This is a genomic window from Kitasatospora sp. NPDC089509 (assembly GCF_044749365.1).
GTDB lineage: Bacteria > Actinomycetota > Actinomycetes > Streptomycetales > Streptomycetaceae > Kitasatospora.
In genome coordinates this window covers 144,949-162,137 of sequence record NZ_JBIVHS010000001.1, presented here as the reverse complement: position 1 = coordinate 162,137, position 17,189 = coordinate 144,949, and the positions used below count along the sequence as shown (strand labels likewise).

The window sequence follows — 17,189 nt, the reverse complement described above, 5'->3', positions numbered from 1 at the left end:
CCCCTGCACTCCGACACCCCGACACCTCCGCTCACGCCTCGGCGCGGGGCCCCTGCCCAGCCGCCCACCTTTTCCCGGACTCGCCCCGGATCGGCAAACCCACAGGTCGGACATGGTACGGCCGCCTCCCGGAGCACCTCCCGGCAGCTCCCCCGCCGACCGCTCCCGGCCGCTGACCGGGCCGATTCCCGCGCGGCATGGGCCGTCGCGGGCGCGGGGCGCCCCCGATCATGGAGGCCGCACCCCCGCTCCCCAGGAAGGGCTCCCGACCCGATGAACCACCCGCCGAGCCCGCCTGGCCCGCCTGGACCGCCGCACCCGCACCCGCACCCGCACCCGCCCGGCCGGCGGCCCCGGTGGCCGATGGCGGCCGCCGTCACGGCCCTGCTGTTCGCCGTCCTGGCGGCCCTGCTGGCCGACCACGCCTGGGGGCCGTACGACTTCGAGCGGGCGGCCGACGACTGGAGCGCCGCCCACCGGCCGGCTGCGGCCCGGACCGCGGCCGTGGTGGTGACCTCGCTCGGCTCCGCGGTGGTGCCCTATCTGCTCGCCCTGGCCGCCGGGGCCCTCGCCGTCCGGGCCCTGCCGGCCCCGCGACCGCCCCGGCGGGCCGCGCTGCTGCTGCTCGCCCCGCTGCTCTGGCTGATCGTCGGCCAGCTGGTGCGCCTGGGTCTGATGCAGGCCTTCGCCCGGCCCCGGCCGCCCCGGGTCGACTGGGCCACCGGCGCGTCCGGATTCTCCTTCCCCTCCGGACACTCCTTCACCGCAGCGGTCTGTGCGGGGCTGTTCGCACTGGCCGTCGCCCGGGTCCGGCCGAGCGCGACCGGGGCGGTCGTCGCGGGCGCCGTCGGGTTCGCGGTCGCGGTCGGCCTCAGTCGGATCTACCTCGGGGTGCACTGGCCGCTGGACGTGCTCGGCGGCTGGCTGCTCGCCGCCGGGTGGCTCGCCCTCGGCACCGCCGTGCTTCCCCCCTGGGCACCGACCCCGGTCGACCGCCCGAAGCACGGCACCTGACAACCTGACTGTCACACAACCGCCGACCCACCGCGTTAGCCAGGTATGGATCAAGAATCGAGTCCGGACGCCCAGGCCGGGCCGCCCTGGCCGGAGTTCCCGGACTTCGTCGCCTCCCGCGCCCGGCACCTGCTGCGCACCGCCTTCCTGCTGACCGGCGGTGACGCCCACCTCGCCGAGGACCTGGTGCAGGAGACGCTCGGCCGGGTCTACCTGAAGTGGCGCAAGATCTCCCGGATGGACAACCCCAGCGGCTACGCGCAGACCGTCCTGGTCAACACCTTCCTCTCCTACCGGCGCAAGCGCAGCGCCTCCGAGCGCGTCACCGACGAGTTCCCCGAGGTCGGCGTGCACGACCCGGACCCGGCACTGCGACTGACGCTGCTGCGCGCCCTCGCCGAACTCCCCGCGCCGGACCGCGCCGTGCTGGTGCTCCGCTTCTGGGAGGACCGCAGCGTGGAGGTGACGGCCGCCGTCCTGCGGCTGAGCGACACCGCCGTCCGCACCCGCTGCCGCCGCGCCCTGGCCAAGCTGCGCACGGTGCTGGGCGACGACCTCGGGGCGGTCCTGGACGGCCGCGCCGGCCCCGCCGAGTCCGCCGGACCGGCCGGCCCGAACGGACCCGACCCCTCCTCCCAGAAGGCGGTGCTGCGCCATGCCCACTGATGACGAGTTCGCCGACCGGTTCGGTGACGAGTTCGGCGACGTGTTCGCCCAGGCCCTGCGCGGGGCCGCCGAGTTGGCACCGGAGCCGGTGCAGCACACCCTCACCGCCCAGGCCGAACACCGCGGCCGCCGGCGCCGTCGCCGCCGACGGACCGCCGTCGCGAGCACCCTCGCGGTCCTGGTACTGGCCGGGGCCGGCGGCTTCGCGGCCGTCGGGGGCGGCGCCTTCGGGCTGGTCGGACCGGCCGATCCGGGGCCCGGGCGACCGACGATGGACTCCGAGGAGTTGACGGCACTGGTCACCGGCCTGCTGCCGAAGGGCACGGCGCAGCTGCTCGCCAGCGGCGCGCCCGGGCAGCAGGACCAGCACCGGAACGGCGCCACTCTGCTGTTCGACGACGGCGCGGGGGCGAGCCTCGTCGCCTTCACCGTGGAGCGGACCGACCTGGCGCCGGAGGCGGCCGCGGTCTGCATGGACGGCTTCCAGACGCCGCAGGACTCCTGCGACCGGACGGTCCGGCCGGACGGTTCCGTGCTGGTGATCGACAAGCTGCGCAGCGAGCACACCCCGGGCGGCCGCGAATGGCGGGTCACCTGGGCGGGCCCGGACGGCCGCCGGGTCTCGTTCACCGAGTACAACGGCCAGCCGGCCACGGTCAACCGGCCCAACCCGCCGCTCACCAGCGACAGCCAGCTGACCGACCTGGTCACCTCCCCCGCCTGGGAGCGGGTCTTCGCCACCCTCGCCCCGGCCGGCGAGGGGCCGAGGCCCAACCTCACCCCGGCTCCCCGGCCGTCGACCCCCGGCCCGTCGAACGCGGACCTGCTCGCGAAGCTCGTCCCGCTGCTGCCCGCCGGGGCGAAGGTCGAGAAGCAGGATGCCGACCACGCCGCGCTCACCGTCACCTTCGAGGGCCGCACCAGCATGCTGACGGTCGCCGTGGACCCGCCGTCCCAACGCGGCCGGGAGGACCTCGCGATGACGGCGAGGAACGACCACCCGACCCCGCTGGAGGTCCACGAGAAGCGGCCGGACGGAACGCTCGTCGTCACCAACCGCTTCGGCAACGGGAAGACCGCGACCAATCCGGTCCTGCACTGGACGGCCGTCGTCTACTTCCCGGACGGCGGCCAGGTGCGGATCAACGAGTGGAACGGCGAGAACGACTACACCTTCAACCCCGGCGATCCGGCCCTGGACGTGGACGGGTTGAAGGCCCTGGCGACCGCGCCGGTCTGGCGCTCCTGACCGCGTGACGGCGGCCCGGCGGACGGGAGTCACCCTCCACCGGGCCGCCGCCGGGAGCCGGTCACGCGTCGCCGTGAGCCGGTCAGGCGCCGTCGTGAGCCACCCCGCTCCCGGCGCAACTGCCCTGCAACGATTCGATCGTGAACGATCGAGGAACGGTCGGCCGTCGATCAGTTTGCTTCAGTTCCCGTCGCCCGACCCGGGCGACTCCCCCGAACCGGCACCATCGGGTCCCGTGAACCCGGCAGAGCTCGCCACCACAGTCCCCGCCCTGCTCACCCTCCCCATCGCCTTCCTCACCGCCCTCTGGGCCCGGCGCAGCGGCGAGCGGGCGGCGGACGCCGCGCTCGACGCCGGCCTCCGGCAGGCCCGCGCCGCCGTCGAGGCCGCCCGGCTGCAGCGGCTGGGCGAGGACGAGTCCCGGCGCCGGGACGCGCTCACCGACGCCTCGGCCGCGTTCCTGCGCGCGGCCGACGCGCTGGCGGCGACGGTGCGCGGGCTGCCGGAGGTCGCGCACGAGCGGCGCCGCACCCGGCTCGCCGACCGCGCCCTGGCGGTCGAGACCGGCTACGGCCCGCTGGAGCTGCTGGCCCCGCCGATCCTCCGCTCCCGCGCCCTCGCCCTGCTGGGCCACTGCCGGGAGCTGGCGCGGGTCGCGGTCGACCGGGCGGTACTGCGCTCGGCGGTGGCCGCCCTGGAGAACGGCTGGTGCCTCCACCCCGACGCGGAGTTCTGCGAACACCCGCAGCACACCTCGGCGTCCGTCGCCCGGGACCTCCTGGTCGACTGGTCCGGCAAGGACGCGGAGCAGCGCTGGCAGGAGCGCGACCTGCTGGCGTTCTGCCTGCGGGAGAGCCGCTGCCTGTCCGAGGAGGAGACCGCCCGGGTGCTCGCCCTCGCCGACCGGCTCCCGGTCGGCTGGTCCCAGCTGATCGGCGGGTACTTCCGCGATCCGCTGCTGGAGCGCTTCACCGAGCTCCGCGGCCTGCTCGTCGAGGCCGCGCGGTCGACGGAGGCCCGGGTGGGCTCAGTCCCGGGCCAGGATCCGCCGTAGCACGTCCGGCAGCCGGGCCTCGTCGGCGGGCAACCCCGCGGCGCGCCAGGCGAGATGACCGTCGGGGCGGACCAGCGCCGCGCCGCCCGGTGGGAGGCCGAGCCGCGCCAGCAGGTCCGCCGGCAGCCGACGCAGCGCGACGGGCGGGCCGGCCGCGGTGGCGGCGTCGGCGTGCCGCTGCCAGGCGGCGTCGGCGGCGAACAGGGTGAAACCGGGGCCGACCAGGTCCAGGGTGGAGCCCTCGCCGATCCGCAGGTGCGGGAGGCGGGTGCCGGGGACGCCCTCGGGGTGCTCGCGCTCCGGGTCGAGCGCCGGACGCGGTGGGGCCGGCGGGGCCGACGGATCCGACGGGGTCTCCGGGAGGACGGCCGTGGAGGTGTACGCCGCGGTGAGCAGCAGCTCGTCGTCGATCCGGTAGCTGGTCCGGGCCCGGGAGTTGGCCAGCGAGAGGTCGATCACCTGCCGGGCCACCGGGCGGCGTTCCGCCTGGTAGCTGTCGAGCAGCGCCTCCCCCGCCGTCCCGTCCACCACCGAGGCCAGCTTCCAGGCCAGGTTGTCCGCGTCGCCGATGCCGGTGTTCATGCCGTGCCCGCCGGTCGGGGGCGTCACATGGGCCGCGTCGCCGGCGAGCAGCACCCGGGAGCGGCGGTAGGCCGCGGCGAGTCGGGCGTCCATCCGCCAGGTGGTGGTGTCCAGGACGGTCACCGGCAGCTCCGGCAGGCCCGCCGCGTCCCGGACCAGCCGGGCCAGCCTCGGGTGGTCGTCCCGGAGGGCGTCGACGGACTCGTGCCCGGGGTCGTACGGGTGCTGGTAGATCCAGCGCCGGTCGTTGTCGACGGCCAGGAAGCCGCCCCGGCCGGGCTCGGTCAGGAAGTACGAGGCACTGGCCCGGTCGGCCACCACCGCGCCCAGCGGCGCCTCGAAGCGGACGCTGAGGAAGTGGCCCAGACCGGTCGGCCCGTCCATGGCGATCCCGGCGGCCGTCCGGACGGTGCTCGACGCGCCGTCGCAGCCGATCAGCCAGTCGGCCCGTACGGTGTGCCGCGCCCCGCCGTCCGGCTCCTCCAGCACGGCGTGCACACCGTCGCCGTCCTCGCGGTACCCGGTCAGCCGGGTCGCGAACCGGACGGCGTCCGGGGCGAGTTCACGGGCCCGCCGGAGGAGCACGGCCTCCAGGGCGTCCTGGGAGCAGATCAGCCCGGGCGCCGGGGTCCGCTCGGGGCCGTCCGACGTCGGCGCCCCGGTGCGGACGAAGTCCGGGTCGACCAGGGTGCGGCCGCGGTAGAAGAACACCTGCGAGGCCGGGAGCCCGGCCCGCCGGATCTCCGGTTCCAGCCCGCAGCGCCGGAACACCTCCATCGAACGCGCCGACACGCCACGGGCCTTGGGATGCCGGGAGGTGCCGGGGTGCGCCTCGACCAACAGGTGGTCCACCCCGTGGCGGGACAGCAGGACGGAGAGCGTCAGGCCGACCGGACCCCCGCCGACGATGAGTACGGACGTCGATGCCGGATATCGCATGCCACTCCTCCGTAACGCCTATATTCCGTTTTTGACGTTACCATGTGGCCATGACCAGGACCCCCGACGAGGAGAACCCCCGCGGCCTCCACTTCCTCGCCGAACTCGCCAACACCGTCCGCGCCGACCCCGACGCGGACGCCGCCGAACTCCAGGCCCTGCTGGACCGCCACGGCGGCCCGCCGTTCCGGCTCACCGACGCCGACGCCCGGGAGCTGTGCCGGGCCACCGGCGCCGTGATCGCCGTCCTCGACACCGACGACGTCGACCGGGCCGCCGAGGCGATCAACGCCCTCCTCGACCGCCACCCGCCCCGCCCCCACCTGGTCCGGCTCCCCGGCCGCCCGTGGTCCCTGCACACCCGGGCCCCCGCCGACGCCGGCCTCACCCACTGGCTGCTCTCCACCGCCGCCCTCGCGCTCGGCCTGTGGCTGAGCGAACGCGGCAGCTGCGCCTGGGGCCGCTGCGCCGCACCCGGCTGCGGGCGCCACTTCATCGACACCGGCCGCCGCACCCCCCAGCGCTACTGCACCCCGCGCTGCGCCACCCGGGTCCGGGTCGCCGCCCACCGGGCCCAACGCACCGCCGACTAGCGGCCCGGGTCGGCGGGCGGCTCAGCGGGCGGTTCAGCGGGCGGAGAACCCCGCGAACGGCGGCACGGCCGGCTCCGCGCTCGCCGCGGCGTACTGGCCGGCCGTGGTCCCCCGGATCACCAGGACCGCCAGCACCGCGGCCACCACCGCGACCGCGGCGTCATAGGGCGAGTACAGGTACTGGAACGGCAGCGTGAGCTCCAGGACGACCCCGCCGACCGTCTTGGCGAGGAAGGCGACCCACCACGCGTCGATCAACCAGGCGCCGCCCGCCGACGGGCTCGCCCGCCAGATGTCCAGCGCCACCTGGCGCGGGATCCACCACATCGCCCCCGGAATGAACCACGCCCCGACGGCGAACCCGGTCGAGTACTTGTGCGTCCGGGGCGCGAAGCGCTCGGCGTTGAGCCGGCAGCGCCGGAACCAGCAGAGGAACACCACCACGGCGCCGATGAACAGCGGCGCGTTGAGCGGCGCGCACTGGCGGAACAGCTCCGTCCTGATCCCACCGGCCGCCGCCAGCACCACCTGCAGCGCGGTCTGCGCCGCGATCAACACCTGCGCCGCCACCGCCAACGACCGGGGATCACCCGCCGGCCAGCGCAGGACGCGCGGACGCGGCTCGACACGATCGGCTTCAGTACTCAACGCGGCCCCCACCGGAAACGCCTGCGGTGCTGGTCACACGCAGAGATCGCCAGAAGGATAGGGACGCACATCCGCCCTGTCCACGGCCTTTCCACGCCACCACCACCGAACCGGCACCACCGACGCCGGAACGCCCGGGCCCTGCCGGGCACCGGGCGTCACCGGGGAGGACCGAATGTGATGCTCTACGCCGGAACCACCCGGTCGGGCAGGGCGACGGCGTGCAGGCAGGGGTGCGGGGCCGTGCCGACGGGGGCGCTCAGGACGGTGGCCACCTCTCCGGTGATCTCCACCCGGAGCGTGCCGTCGGAGCTCGCCCAGACCGGCCCGCCGCCGGGGCCCAGGGCGTCGGTGCGGTGCACCACGACGACGGCCGGTGGGGCGTGCCCGCAGACCGGCCCAGGCAGGGTCACCGCGTAGCGGCGTTCAAGGCTCTTCATCGCCGTCCTCCTCGTCGGACTCCCCGCCTGTGTCGATTGTCCTCCGCGCCCGGGCGGCTGTACACGAACGGTGGAGGTCTTGACGCGGTTTTGCACCCCAGGGGCCAGCACCCCCTGGTGCGCGCGGCCCGGAGTGGGCAGGCTGCTGCTGCGGTCCGGCCGTCCGGACCGAGCCCTGCCGCCCCGCCCCCGCACCCGGAAGCGAGACCGCACGCATGACCGACCCCCGAGCCGACACCGTCGACGGACTGCTGCGCCGCAGCGCCCGCCGCTCCCCCGACCGCACGGCGCTCACCTTCGCCGAGCGCAGCTGGACGTACCGGCGGCTGGACGAGGCGGTCAGCCGCGCGGCCGGGCACCTGCTGGCTCTGGGCCTGCGCCCCGGCGACCGGGTCGCGGCGTACGGGCGCAACTCCGACGCGTACGCGATCGGCTTCCTCGCCTGCGCCCGGGCCGGGCTGGTGCACGTCCCGGTGAACCACGCCCTCACCGGCGAGGAGCTGCGGCACCTGCTCGGCCAGTCCGGCAGTCGGGCGGTGCTGGTCGACCCGGCGCTGCGCCCGGAGGTCGAACGGGTCCGGACGGGACTGGCCGTCGAGCACCTGCTGCCGCTGCACGACGGCGGGGCCGACGCCGACCTGCTGGGCGTGGCGATGGCCGGTCCGGTGCCCGAGCTGGACGCCGGGGCGGCGGACACCGACCTCGTCCAGCTGCTGTACACCTCCGGCACCACCTCGCGGCCCAAGGGCGCGATGATGACCCACCGCGCCCTGGTGCACGCCTATCTGTCCACCATCCACGCCCTCGACCTGCACGAGGACGACCGCCCGCTGGTCTGCATGCCGCTCTACCACTCGGCCGCCATGCAGGTCTTCCTACTGCCCTACCTCGCGGTCGGGGCCTCGGTGCTGCTGCTGGAGACGCCCGACGTCCCCGAGCTGCTGCGGCGGATCGAGGCGGACCGGATCGGTTCGCTGTTCCTGGCGCCGACGGTCTGGGTGCCGCTCGCCAATCACCCGGACCTGGACCGGCGCGACCTGTCCTCGCTGCGCAAGGCGCAGTACGGCGCCTCGGCCATGCCGGTGGCCGTGCTGGACCGGCTGCGCGAGCGCTACCCGCAGGTGGGCTTCTACAACTGCTTTGGCCAGTCCGAGGCCGGGCCGCTGACCACCGTGCTGCGGCCCGAGGAGCACCGGGAGCGGCCGGCCTCCTGCGGCCGCCCGGTGCTCTTCGTGGAGGCCCGGATCGTCGACCGGGCGGGCGTCGAGGTGCCGCCCGGCACCCCCGGCGAGATCGTCTACCGCTCGCCGCAGCTGTGCCTGGGCTACTGGGACGCGCCCGAGCAGACCGCCGAGGCCTTCCGGGGCGGCTGGTTCCACTCCGGGGACCTGGTGGTCGCCGACGAGGCGGGCTACCTCACCGTGGTCGACCGGATCAAGGACGTGATCAACACCGGTGGGGTGCTGGTCGCCTCCCGGGAGGTCGAGGAGGCGGTGTACAGCCACGCCGCCGTGGCGGAGGTCGCGGTGGTCGGCGCGCCCGACGAGAAGTGGATCGAGGCGGTCACCGCCTTCGTGGTGCTCCGCCCCGGCCCGGCCGCACCCACGGCGGCGGAGCTGATCGCCCACGTCCGGGGCCGGCTGGCGCCGTTCAAGGTCCCGAAGCACGTCCACTTCGTCGACGAGCTGCCGCGCAACCAGAGCGGCAAGCTGCTCAAGCGCGAGCTCCGGGCCCGGCTCACGGGCTGACCCGGCCCCCGGTTCCGGCCCGGAGCCGACCGGCCCGGAACCGGCCCGCCGCCGGCTACTGCCCGGCGGCCAGCGCGGCGTACCCGAGGGCGGCCGGCTCGAACTGGAGGCCGACGTGGGTGACGGCGCTGTTGACGTCCCGCCAGAAGCGCTGGAGCGGGCTGGTCGTCGACTGGCCGCTGGTGCCGGCATTGCCGAACATCCGGTTGACCGCGGTCACCAGCAGTTCGCTCGCCAGCGCGCAGTCCCGGCTGTTGCGCGCCACCTCCAGCGGGCCGGGCCCGCCGTCCTGCTCGGCGGTCCTGGCGACGCGCTCCAGCAGCAGCTCGACCGTGTCGAGCTCCCCCGCGCAGCGGGCCAGGGTGGTCGCGTAGTGGGTGCGGCTGGGCCCCGAGCCGCCCGGCTTGGCCGGCAGGCTGCGGATCTTCTCGCCGGCGTAGCCCGACCAGTGGGCGTAGGCCCCGCGGGCCGCGCCCAGGGCGGGGGCGGCGAACAGCAGTCCGTTGAGGCCCTGGAGCGGGATCCGGTGGTAGGGCTGGTCCGCGTCCGGCCGGCCGTTCAGCAGGTCGTCGGCGGGGAAGGTCAGTTCCTCCGGGACCAGGACCTCGTCGACCACCACGGTGTTGCTGCCGGTGCCGCACATGCCGATGGTCGTCCAGGTGTCCTTGACCAGGAAGTCGGCCCGGGGCACGGCGAACACCCGGGTGTGCTTGGGGTCGCCGCCGACCACGGCCCGGAACAGGGCCCAGTCGCAGTGGTCGACCACGCTGATCGAGGGCCAGGTCCCGGACAGCTGCCAGCCGTCCCCGGTCGGCACGGCCCGGCCGACCGGCGCGAGCGAGCCGACCACCAGGGCGTCCGGGCCGTCCTGCCAGACGCGGGCGCGTCCGGCCTCGGGCAGGAAGCCCGTCATCCGGCTCAGGCCCGCGACGATCGAGGCGCTCCAGGAGGCGGCGGCGCACCGCTCGCCGACGGTGACCAGGGCCCGGGTCAGGTCCAGCACCCCGCCGCCGGTGCCCCCGTACCCGGTGGGCACGAAGTGCCGGGCGAAGCCGGCCCCGCGGATCGCGTCGACGACCGCGGGGTGCAGCGTCCGGGTCCGCTCCGAGGCGGTGGCGTGCTCGCCGGCCACCCGGGCGACCTGCTCGGCGGCCTCGGTCAGGGCGGTCGGCGCGGTGCCCCGCTTCCCGGCCGTCATGCGCTGTACGGCCGCTTGGCGCGGGCCTCGTTGAGCGCCTGGGCCCACCAGTCGAGCTGGTCCAGCATGGTCTTGGCCGCCTGGTTGCACCCGGCCGGGTCCACCGGGTGGCCGTCCGGTCCGAACTGCTCCCAGGCGTGGTGGAAGCTGACGCTGTCCCGCACGGTGACCGCGTGGACCTCGGCGAAGACCGGGCGCAGCTGTTCCGCCGCGCGCAGGCCGCCGGAGATCCCGCCGTAGGAGACGAAGCCGACCGGCTTGGCGTGCCACTCGTTCCGGTACCAGTCGATGGCGTTCTTCAGCGGGGCCGGGAAGCTGTGGTTGTACTCGGGCGTCACGACCACGAACGCCTCGGCGGCGGCGAGCCGGACCGAGAGCGCCTCGACGGCCGCGGGGCGGGAGGTCGCCCCGAACTCCTGCATCACCACGGGCAGGTCGGCCTCGGCGAGGTCGATGACGTCGACGTCCCGGTAGCCGGCGCCGGTCGCCTGGTCGAGGAACCAGCGGGCGACGGTGTTGCCCAGCCGGCCGGTCCGGGTGCTGCCCACGATGAGGGCGAGACGGGGGAGGGGTGCGGACATGGCGGTGCTCTCCTTCCGACAGGCAGCTGGTCAGCTGCGGTGCTTGGTGGTCAGGTCCTCCAGGACCGGCACCAGTTCGGCCGGGCCGGGGGCTTCGCGCATCTCCCGGTACAGGGTGGCCACGCCGTCGCCGAACGTGGGCTCCGTCAGGAGTCGGGAGAGCTGGTCGCGCAGCTTCCCGGCGGTCAGTTCGGCGCTGGGGATGACCAGGCCGGCGCCCCGGTCGGCCACGTACTGGGCGGTGATGTGCTCGCCCCAGAACGGCATGGGCGTGATCAGCTGCGGCACCTGGTGGGCCACCGCCGCGGCGAAGGTGCCGCCGCCGCCGTGGTGGATGATCGCCGAGCAGGTCGGCAGCAGCTGGCTGAGCGGGACGTAGTCGACCAGCCGGACGTTGTCGGGCACCGTGGTGACCTGCTCGCGCTGCTTGGCGTCGATGGTGGCGACCAGCTCGATGTCCAGTTCAGCGAGCGTGGCGACGATCTCCGGGAAGGAGACGCCGCTCTCCCGGAAGACCTGCCGGCCCCGGCCGCCGACGCCGAGGGTGAGGCAGACCCGCGGGCGGTCCAGCCGGTCCAGCACCCAGTCCGGGACGACGGCCGCCCCGTTGTAGGGCACCCGGCGCAGGGTCTGGTAGGGCAGGTCGAGCGGCAGCCGCATCCCGGCCGGCATCGGGTCGATGGTCCACTGGCCGAGCAGCAGCTCGTCGTCGTAGTCCAGGCCGTAGCGGCTCAGCATCGGGGCCATCAGGGTGTTGACCGGGTCCTCGCCGGGCATCGCGCCGCGGGCCGCCAGCTGCTGCTTGGACTTGGTGCGCAGCCAGGCGATGTTGTCCTGGCCCCACAGGATCCGGGCCTGGGCGGCGCCGGTGATCCGGGCGGCGACGGCGGCGACCGGGCAGAACGGGTCCCAGAGCACCAGGTCGGGCCGCCAGCGCTCGGCGAGGTCGACCAGGTCCTGCAGCAGCGGGGTGAACATGGACAGCACCTGGGTCATGCCGTACCACTGCGCCTCCCAGCGCGGGGTCTCCGCACCGGTGTCCAGGACGTAGCTGTCGTCCAGCCCGTCGAGCAGGTCGAGGTTCGAGTTGAACTCGACCACACTGGAGAGGATCTCCCGCCGGCCGAGCGGGATCGCGGTCAGGCCCGCGTCCGTGACCAGGTCGACGGCGTCCGGGTGGATGGCCACCCGCACGTCGTGGCCGGCGTTCTGCAGGGCCCAGGCCAGCGGCACGATCGGGTAGACGTGGGCCGTGGCGGGAAACACGGTGAACAGGACACGCATCAGGTTTCTCCAGGGGCGGGCGGTGGGGGCCCGGTCGTCAGGACGCGGTCGCGGCGACGACCGTGGCGGCGAAGTCGTCGACGATCCGCTCGAAGTAGCGCGGGCCGAAGCCCAGCCGGTCGGTCTCCGGGACGAGGGCGCGCAGCTTGTCGATGGCGATGACGTGGTGGGTGCCGGCGTCCTGGTAGTGGCGGCGGGCGGTGCAGCCGAGCCCCAGTTCCAGCCGGTCGACGATCAGCTCCACCGGTACGGCCTCGCCGGAGGCGACGTTGACGATCTCGCCGGAGAGGTCCTGGGCGAGCAGCCGGTCGATGACGGTGATCACGTCGGCGACGTCGATCAGGTCGCGGGCCGCGCCGCGGTGGATCCGCACGTCGCCGTCGCGGATCTGCCGGACCAGCGTGGGCAGCAGCTGGTGGGCCGGCTGTCCGGGGCCCACCAGGTGTCCGAGTCGGAGCACCAGGTGGTCCGCGCCCGAGTCGCGCAGCTGCTCCTCCAGCGCCAGCTTGTGCACGCCGTAGGGCGTGCAGGGGACGACCGGGAGGTCCTCCCGGCCCGGCCCGTCCACCAGCCCGTACATGCCGGTGGCGGCCGTGGAGAAGAACAGCAGGCGCCGGCCCGTGCGCCGGCAGTCGGCGGCGGTCCGGTGCAGCAGCCGGGCCTCCCGGTCGAAGTCGGCGGCGGCGGTGCCGCTGGCCCAGGACACGCCGGCCGCGAGGACGACCGTGTCCGGGTACTTCTCCGCGATCGGCTGGAGACTTCGCGCGATGAAGCCGTTTCCGATGATCTCCATGGATCACTCCCTTCGAGGTGGGGGCCGCCCGCTCAGGCGGCCGACGCGCCGACGTATTCCTTGATCGAGGAGACGACGTAGTCGAGCATCTCGTCGGTCAGGGCCGGGTAGACGCCCACCCAGAAGGTCTGTTCGGTGATGATGTCGCTGTTGGTCAAGTCCCCGACCACGCGGTGCGGTTGACCGATGTAGGCGGGGTGGCGGGTGAGGTTGCCGGCGAACAGCCGGCGGGTCCCGATCCGCCGCGACTCCAGGAAGTCGACCAGTCCGGCCCGGCTGTAGGAGGCCTCCGGGTCCACGGTGATCGCGAAGCCGAACCAGCTGGGGTCGCTGCGCCGGGTCGCCTCGGGCAGCAGCAGCCCGGGCACGCCGTCCAGGCCCTCGCGCAGCCGGCGCCAGTTGCGCCGCCGGGCCTCGCAGAACTCGTCGATCCGGGCGAGCTGGGTGAGCCCGAGCGCGGCCTGCAGATCGGTCGCCTTCAGGTTGTAACCCACGTGCGAGAAGATGTACTTGTGGTCGTAGCCGGCCGGCAGCGTGCCCATCTGGTACTGGAAGCGCTTCAGGCACTTGTCGTTCTCGCCCGGCTCGCACCAGCAGTCCCGGCCCCAGTCGCGCAGCGACTCCACGATCCGGGCCAGCGCCAGGTTGGAGGTCAGCACGCAGCCGCCCTCCCCCATGGTCAGGTGGTGCGCCGGGTAGAAGCTGACCGTCGACAGGTCGCCGAACGAGCCGGTGAGCTGCCCGTCGTAGGTCGAGCCGACCGCGTCGCAGTTGTCCTCGATCAGGAACAGGCCGTGCTCGTCGGCCAGTTGGGCGATCTCGGTGACCTCGAAGGGGTTACCGAGGGCGTGCGCGATGATGATCGCCCGGGTCTTCGGCCCGATCGCCTGGGCGACCCGGTCCGCGGTGGTGTTGTAGGTCCCGAGCTCGACGTCGACGAAGACCGGCACCAGACCGTTCTGCAGGATCGGGTTGACCGTGGTCGGGAAGCCCGCGGCGACCGTGATCACCTCGTCGCCCGGCCGCAGCCGGCGGTCCTCCAGCAGGTGCGAGGTCAGCGCCGAGACCGCGAGCAGGTTCGCCGACGACCCCGAGTTGGTCAGGTGCGCCTTGCGGCGCTTGAGCTTGCGGGCGAACGCCGACTCGAACTTGCGGGAGTTCGGGCCGGCCGCGATCCGCATCTCCAGGGCGGCCTTGACCAGCGCGACCCGATCCTCCTCGTCCAGCACCGCGCCCGAGGGCCAGATCTCGGTCACGCCGGGCTCGAACACGCCGGTGCCCGCCTGGGCCCGGTGGTAGTCCCGGACCTGTTCGAGCACCTGCGCCTGAAGGTCACTCATGTCCCACTCCGTCCTTCTCGTGTCGGTGCTCATTCGGGCTCATGCGGTGGCCACCAGCGCGCCGAGCGAGCTGTCCAGGTCGCGGCGGGGCTGCCAGCCGAGCAGTCGCGCGGCCTTGGCGATGTCCAGTTGCTGCCACTCGGCGTCGGTGCGGGCGGTGTCCGCCTCCCGCTCGACCAGCCGCAGGGCCAACCCGCTGTGGGCGATCAGCCGTTCGACGGCGTGCCGGACCGGTACGGCCCGGCCGCTGCCGATGTTGACGACCTCCCCGGAGACCAGGTCGGCCGGGGCGGCGGCCACGGCCAGCACCGCGTCGACCACGTCCCGGACGTCGACGAAGTCGCGGCTGGCGCGCAGCGGGGCCAGTTCCAGCACCGGGTCCGGGTCGGGCGCCTCGCGCAGCCGGGCCACCCGCTCGGCGAGGCCGCCGAGCAGGCTGCCGGGCGGGGTGCCGGGACCGATGATGTTGGCGATCCGCAGCACCACGCCGTCCAGGGCGTCGGACCGGGCGGCGGCCAGCACCCGGTCCGCGGCCTGCAGCTTGACCCGGCCGTAGGGCGTGACCGGGGCCGGGGGGTGCGACTCCGGGGTGCCGCGGTCGACCGTGCCCGGGCCGTACTCGTGCACGGTGCCGAGCTGGATCAGCCGCGGCCGGCCCGGGAGTCCGGCCATGGCCTCGACCAGGTCGCCGACCAGGTCGGCGTTGGCCCGCTGCATCTCCTCCGGGGTGACTCCCCACACCGCGCCCGCGGCGTTGACCACCAGGTCGGCCCCGGCCTCGGCGAGCAGGGTCGCCAGCCGTTCCGGGCCGGCCCCGGTGAGGTCCATCGCCGCCGCGCGCACACCGGGGGTGGGATGGCGCTGCGTGGGCGCGGTGCGGGAGACGGTGAGGACGTCGGCGCCCGCCTGGCGGAAGGCGGCGCCCAGGTGGCGCCCCAGGAAGCCGCTGCCGCCCAGGACGACCACCCGGCGTCCGGCCGGTGAGCGGCCGTCGGCGGACGCCGTCATGCCGACGGCTCGGGGTGCTTGACCGGCGTCCACCAGTCCGGGTTGTCCCGGTACCAGGCGACGGTGGCGGCCAGCCCGTCCTCGAAGGAGACCTCCGGGGCGTAGCCGAGCTCCTCGCGGATCTTGCTCTCGTCGACCGAGTAGCGCAGGTCGTGGCCCTTGCGGTCGGCCACCCGGCGGACCAGCGACTCGTCCTGGCCGCACAGCTCCAGCAGCTTGTGGGTGATGGCGACGTTGGTGCGCTCGTTGCCGCCGCCGATGTTGTAGACCTCGCCGGCCCGGCCGCGGGTCAGCACCAGCTGGATGCCCCGGCAGTGGTCGTCCACGTGCAGCCACTCGCGGATGTTGCGGCCGTCGCCGTAGAGCGGCACCTGCTCGCCCTTGAGCAGGTTGGTGATGAACAGCGGGATGAGCTTCTCGGGGTGCTGGTACGGCCCGTAGTTGTTGGAGCAGCGGGTGATCGACAGGTCCAGGCCGTGGGTCCGCCAGTACGACCGGGCGATCAGGTCGGAGCCCGCCTTGGAGGCGGCGTACGGGGTGTTGGGCAGCAGTGGCCAGTCCTCGGTCCAGGAGCCCTGCTCGATGGAGCCGTACACCTCGTCCGTGGAGATGTGCACCACCCGCTGGACACCGGTGCGCAGGCAGGCCTCCAGGACGTTCTGGGTGCCGGCCACGTTGGTGTGCACGAAGTCGGCGGCGGCCTCGATGGAGCGGTCCACGTGCGACTCGGCGGCGAAGTGCACCACCGCGTCGTGGCCGGGCAGCAGGTCGAGCAGCAGCGGCAGGTCGCAGATGTCGCCCTGGACGAACTCCAGGCGGGGGTGGTGCGCGGGCAGGTTGGCCCGGTTGCCCGCGTAGGTGAGCTTGTCCACCACGGTCACCCGGGCGTCCTCGTACCCCGGGAAGCGACCGTCCAACATGGCCCGGACGTAGGTCGATCCGATGAATCCGGCTGCGCCGGTGACCAGGAGCCTCATGCCGCCACCTCCACGTGGGTGTGATCGCCGACGATGAGCCGGTGGTGCGCGGCGCCCTGGGCGCCGGAGTTGACGGTGGCCGCGCGGCCGATCAGCGAGGCGTTCAGCCGACCGGCGTTGGAGACCTCGGCGCCGTCGAGGATGATCGAGTCGTCGACGTGGGTGGCGTGCAGCACGCAGTCGCGGCCCAGCGCGGTGTACGGGCCGACGTGCGCGGCGTCCACCACGGTGCCGGCGCCGATGATCGCCGGGCCCTCGATCAGGGAGGCGGTGACCTTGGCACCGGCCTCGATGACCACGCGACCGATCACCCTGGTCGCCTCGTCCACCTCGCCGGCGATCTCCGGGGTCAGGTCGTCGAGCAGGCGGCGGTTGCAGGCCAGCACGTCCTCGACCCGGCCGGTGTCCTTCCAGTAGCCGCTGTACTCGCGGGCCCGCACATCGGCCCCCGACTCCACCAGCCACTGGATGGCGTCGGTGATCTCCAGCTCGCCGCGGGCGCTGGGCCGGATCGCGGCCACCGCCTCGTGGATGGCGGGGGTGAAGAAGTACACGCCGATCAGCGCGAGGTCGCTGCGCGGCTCGGCGGGCTTCTCCACCAGGCGCAACACCTCGCCGTCCGGGCCGAGTTCGGCCACGCCGAAGGCGCGCGGGTCGGCGACCTTGTACACCACGACCTGGGCGGCGGGCCGGGCGGCCCGGAAGTCGGCGGCGATGTCCGCCACGCCCTCGGGGAGCATGTTGTCGCCCAGGTACATGACGAAGTCGTCGTCGCCCAGGAACTCGCGGGCGATGGCGACCGTGTGCGCCAGCCCCCGCGGGGCGTCCTGGCGCAGGTAGGTCAGTCGCACGCCGAGCCGGTCGCCGTCGCCGAGCACCTCGGCGATCTGCTGCTCGTGCTCTCCGACGATGAGCCCGATCTCGGTGACCCCGAGGTCACGGACGGACTCCAGCACGTGCTCCAGGACCGGCCGGTTGGCCACCGGGATGAGCTGCTTGGGCATGGAGTAGCTGAAAGGCCGCAGACGGGTCCCTGTCCCGCCTGCGAGGACCAGAGCTTTCATGGAAGGACTCT

The 17,189-nt window shown here is 74.2% G+C and carries 16 protein-coding genes and 1 pseudogene; 6 read left to right on the top strand and 11 right to left on the bottom strand.

Going from position 1 to position 17,189, the window contains the following annotated elements:
• Positions 1-363: 363 nt before the first annotated feature.
• The 4 genes and pseudogenes from ACIP4P_RS00560 to ACIP4P_RS00545 all read left to right on the top strand — a co-directional run bounded on the left by ACIP4P_RS00560 (position 364) and on the right by ACIP4P_RS00545 (position 3,983).
• Positions 364-1,014 carry a phosphatase PAP2 family protein gene (locus ACIP4P_RS00560; protein WP_400913222.1) on the top strand — a complete coding sequence of 217 codons (651 nt, stop codon included), beginning with the start codon at positions 364-366 and terminating at the stop codon, positions 1,012-1,014.
• 45 nt (positions 1,015-1,059) lie between these two features.
• A pseudogene (locus ACIP4P_RS00555) lies at positions 1,060-1,572 on the top strand (SigE family RNA polymerase sigma factor); the annotation flags it as partial.
• Positions 1,573-1,669: 97 nt separating this feature from the next.
• Positions 1,670-2,929, top strand: coding sequence for a hypothetical protein (locus ACIP4P_RS00550; protein WP_400913221.1), 1,260 nt, complete (start codon positions 1,670-1,672; stop codon positions 2,927-2,929).
• Positions 2,930-3,164: 235 nt separating this feature from the next.
• Complete coding sequence (locus ACIP4P_RS00545) at positions 3,165-3,983, top strand: hypothetical protein (protein WP_400913219.1); 819 nt, start codon at positions 3,165-3,167, stop codon at positions 3,981-3,983.
• Here ACIP4P_RS00545 and ACIP4P_RS00540 read toward each other — a convergent pair.
• Positions 3,957-5,504: an FAD-dependent monooxygenase gene (locus ACIP4P_RS00540; RefSeq protein ID WP_400913217.1), complete on the bottom strand. Its 1,548-nt coding sequence runs from the start codon at positions 5,502-5,504 to the stop codon at positions 3,957-3,959. The two genes, ACIP4P_RS00545 and ACIP4P_RS00540, sit on opposite strands and share 27 nt — an antisense overlap.
• 50 nt (positions 5,505-5,554) lie before the next feature.
• On the opposite strand from ACIP4P_RS00540, the gene ACIP4P_RS00535 reads away from it, so the two are divergent.
• The gene (locus ACIP4P_RS00535) at positions 5,555-6,097 is read left to right on the top strand and encodes a CGNR zinc finger domain-containing protein (RefSeq protein WP_400913215.1); all 543 of its coding nucleotides are present in this window, start codon (positions 5,555-5,557) and stop codon (positions 6,095-6,097) included.
• Between the two features lie 33 nt (positions 6,098-6,130).
• On the opposite strand, the gene ACIP4P_RS00530 is transcribed toward ACIP4P_RS00535, so the two are convergent.
• Together ACIP4P_RS00530 and ACIP4P_RS00525 are read right to left on the bottom strand one after the other, a co-directional pair.
• Positions 6,131-6,745 (bottom strand): DUF4328 domain-containing protein, encoded by a 615-nt coding sequence (locus ACIP4P_RS00530; protein ID WP_400913214.1) that lies wholly within the window; start codon positions 6,743-6,745, stop codon positions 6,131-6,133.
• A gap of 185 nt (positions 6,746-6,930) precedes the next feature.
• The gene (locus ACIP4P_RS00525; protein WP_400913212.1) at positions 6,931-7,185 is read right to left on the bottom strand and encodes a DUF6296 family protein; all 255 of its coding nucleotides are present in this window, start codon (positions 7,183-7,185) and stop codon (positions 6,931-6,933) included.
• A gap of 215 nt (positions 7,186-7,400) precedes the next feature.
• On the opposite strand from ACIP4P_RS00525, the gene ACIP4P_RS00520 reads away from it, so the two are divergent.
• Positions 7,401-8,933 carry a fatty acyl-CoA synthetase gene (locus tag ACIP4P_RS00520; RefSeq protein WP_400913210.1) on the top strand — a complete coding sequence of 511 codons (1,533 nt, stop codon included), beginning with the start codon at positions 7,401-7,403 and terminating at the stop codon, positions 8,931-8,933.
• Between the two features lie 55 nt (positions 8,934-8,988).
• On the opposite strand, the gene ACIP4P_RS00515 is transcribed toward ACIP4P_RS00520, so the two are convergent.
• Genes ACIP4P_RS00515 through ACIP4P_RS00480 form a run of 8 tightly spaced genes read right to left on the bottom strand, consistent with a single transcriptional unit; the run spans position 8,989 to position 17,178 of the window.
• Positions 8,989-10,131, bottom strand: coding sequence for a hydrolase (locus ACIP4P_RS00515; RefSeq protein WP_400913208.1), 1,143 nt, complete (start codon positions 10,129-10,131; stop codon positions 8,989-8,991).
• Positions 10,128-10,712, bottom strand: a complete 585-nt coding sequence (locus tag ACIP4P_RS00510; protein ID WP_400913206.1) for an NADPH-dependent FMN reductase — start codon at positions 10,710-10,712, stop codon at positions 10,128-10,130. The genes ACIP4P_RS00515 and ACIP4P_RS00510 overlap by 4 nt, the downstream gene beginning before the upstream one ends.
• A gap of 30 nt (positions 10,713-10,742) precedes the next feature.
• Positions 10,743-11,996: an activator-dependent family glycosyltransferase gene (locus ACIP4P_RS00505; RefSeq protein WP_400913204.1), complete on the bottom strand. Its 1,254-nt coding sequence runs from the start codon at positions 11,994-11,996 to the stop codon at positions 10,743-10,745.
• Positions 11,997-12,033: 37 nt separating this feature from the next.
• A complete protein-coding gene (locus tag ACIP4P_RS00500) occupies positions 12,034-12,789 on the bottom strand; it encodes an NAD-dependent epimerase/dehydratase family protein (RefSeq protein ID WP_400913201.1) in 756 nt (251 codons plus the stop codon).
• 32 nt (positions 12,790-12,821) lie between these two features.
• Positions 12,822-14,129 carry a lipopolysaccharide biosynthesis protein RfbH gene (gene rfbH, locus ACIP4P_RS00495; RefSeq protein ID WP_400913198.1) on the bottom strand — a complete coding sequence of 436 codons (1,308 nt, stop codon included), beginning with the start codon at positions 14,127-14,129 and terminating at the stop codon, positions 12,822-12,824.
• 39 nt (positions 14,130-14,168) lie between these two features.
• The gene (locus ACIP4P_RS00490) at positions 14,169-15,137 is read right to left on the bottom strand and encodes an NAD-dependent epimerase/dehydratase family protein (RefSeq protein ID WP_400913196.1); all 969 of its coding nucleotides are present in this window, start codon (positions 15,135-15,137) and stop codon (positions 14,169-14,171) included.
• On the bottom strand, positions 15,134-16,114 hold the full coding sequence (rfbB, locus tag ACIP4P_RS00485) for a dTDP-glucose 4,6-dehydratase (RefSeq protein WP_400913195.1): 981 nt from the start codon (positions 16,112-16,114) through the stop codon (positions 15,134-15,136). The genes ACIP4P_RS00490 and rfbB overlap by 4 nt, the downstream gene beginning before the upstream one ends.
• Positions 16,111-17,178, bottom strand: a complete 1,068-nt coding sequence (locus tag ACIP4P_RS00480) for a glucose-1-phosphate thymidylyltransferase (RefSeq protein WP_400913193.1) — start codon at positions 17,176-17,178, stop codon at positions 16,111-16,113. Before ACIP4P_RS00480 ends, rfbB begins: the two co-directional genes overlap by 4 nt.
• Between the last annotated feature and the right edge of the window lie 11 nt (positions 17,179-17,189).